The 2,351-nt window shown below is 42.3% G+C and carries 1 protein-coding gene; it reads right to left on the bottom strand.

What is annotated here, in order from left to right:
• Positions 1–91: 91 nt before the first annotated feature.
• Entirely contained in the window at positions 92–1,771 is a 1,680-nt protein-coding gene (gene ltrA, locus ACFI6J_RS21385) for a group II intron reverse transcriptase/maturase (protein ID WP_239220456.1), read from the bottom strand.
• Between the last annotated feature and the right edge of the window lie 580 nt (positions 1,772–2,351).

Below are 2,351 nucleotides of genomic sequence, written 5' to 3'. Positions count from 1 at the left end.
CGATGCTTCTGTCGAGTAGCCAGACCCGATTACTCGAGCCCAGCCCTCTAAGAACGGTACGTGCGAGTTTCCCCGCATACCGCTCAAGTCGTTATAACGCCATGTAGGATGGCGCAGCAGTATTTTTACTTTTATGAATGCTGTTATGGCAAGAAGGGTGTACAACCACGGTATTACTCGTCTTATTATCACCACCTAAATATAAAGGCACTAGGCGGTGAATATTCCAACCAGTTTTAGCCGTTATTTTCCTTTTGCAATACAAACACTCACCATTTTGACGTGATAATAATCTATGCAGGCGTTCTTTGTTGCGAGAATTTATTAACACATCAAGCCGAGATTCAAAGTAAGTTTCATGTGTCGGATCGTAAGGGTTTGCATCGGAATTGATTTTTGGATGTCGCACAATCGGTATTGCTGCTAACCGAAATAAGGCTATTTGTTTATCACCGGTGCAGAATGTCCAATTACGCGCACCAACAGAGTGGAAGTATCTAGCCCTAATCCAGTGTTTTCCTTTTCTAGGATGCCTACGACATGCCCATTTCCAGAGTAGCAACCATATATCAGAGTCAATCTTGCAAAATACTTCCTTTGCGACACTGTGTCGGTGATAATTACACCAACCTCTTAATATTGGATTAAGCTGAAAAATTAGCCTGTCTTGTCGACTAGAGCGATATTTGGTGATCGTAAGTCTCAACTTATTCATCAAATGTAGAGCGCTTTTGCTACTGGGTTTGACCAGTAATTTGCCATTATACTTTCTGAGATTTTGACCAAGAAAATCAAAACCCTCTGATATATGCCTAACGTGCGTTTTTTCTGGCGATAATGCCAAACCACGTTGGGACATAAATTCATTAATACAAGGCAATATTGTATCTACCAAAAACGCTTGAGAATGAGCCGTTACAACAAAATCATCAGCATATCTGATTACAGAGACTCTCTTAACATTAGAACGAATTTCACGGTGCTTACCTCTTTTAACACCTGAAGCTTCTTCAATTGTTCCTTGCAGTTGATTCAATACCATATTCATTAACGTCGGCGAGATTATCCCTCCTTGCGGTGTTCCTGCAAGTGTTGGATATACCTTGCCAGACTCCATGAAGCCGGCATTCAACCACTGTGAAAGGATTGGTTTGTCAATGTTTAAGTGCTTTAGCATCCATTCATGGCTGATATTATCGAAGCATCCTTTAATATCTGCATCAAGCACCCATTCTCCCGCACCTTTGCGACACAATACTTTGAAGCATTGTTCGATCGCATCAGCGCAAGATCTTTGTTTTCGAAAACCAAAAGAATTGCCGTCACTGTTTGTCTCCACTTCTGGCTCAACGGCTAGCAAATACAGTGCTTGCATCCCACGATCCAGCATTGTGGGGATACCGAGAGGTCTTCTCTGCCCATTCGACTTTGGAATAAAGACTCGCCTTAATGGACTTGCCTTGTATCCAGAACGTTTGAGCGATGAGATTGCTCGCCATTTTTTAGTAGCACTTTGCCATGTTTCGCCATCAATACCAGACGTTTTACGCCCTTTGTTCTCCGTTACCTGTTTAACCGCAAGGGCTTTCGCATAAAAGGAATGAGTCAATAACCATTGCAGACTTTTAACTTTCCCTTTTCTCCCTTGCTTTACTGCTTTCACAATACGCGCTTGCAATGATCCTACGTAGCGCTTTGCAGCCTTCCAATCGATGTTAGACCAGCATTGCGCTTCGTTTATAGGTGCACATTGTTCATAAGAGCAATTCATTTGCATTCCTAAGCTAAAATCTTATTACAAATTTCTTGTGATTAACCACTCGATGGAAGTGGGCTATGCTTTCGCATGATGTCACGTTCAATACATCTATCCTTGCCATTACAACAAGGCATTCGCTTTCTCCATCGTCCTTTACCCGCATGCCCGTCATTCATTCTTACGAAGAAACTACCTCAACGAGGGAGCATACGGGCTTACCAAGTTCCACTTTATTCACATAATGGGTTAGTGTCAGTCAATCCGCCGGGGGCACATTAAATTGCGTAACATGAGACTAGAGCATGTTAACTTGTCCACCACACCTTTTGGTTCAAGCTTGTCAGCATCTTTAGCTTGTTTATAATGACGACAGTTAAAACTGTTCAGTTAATTACACATACCATTAATTCCTAGGGCCCAACCGCATGATGCTTGCAGTTTGTTCAACATCACTGTTGAACTTAAGGCTACATTGTCTTTCGAGCTTCACACCTCACCATTGCTAGTAACGCATGTCGAAATAGGAAACCTTCGGCAATACGAAGGGTTGAATCAAAGTTCAACAGTAAACAAAGCGACTTCTTGTCGCACC

Source organism: Alteromonas sp. G4i13, from assembly GCF_054960505.1.
Note: the sequence above shows the minus strand (reverse complement) of the source record. Positions and strands in the feature narration are given on the sequence as shown.

What these genes read in the sequence shown, in the direction of transcription:
- ltrA (WP_239220456.1), bottom strand. Translation starts at nt 1,771, where the DNA reads ATGAATTGCTCTTATGAACAATGTGCACCTATAAACGAAGCGCAATGC.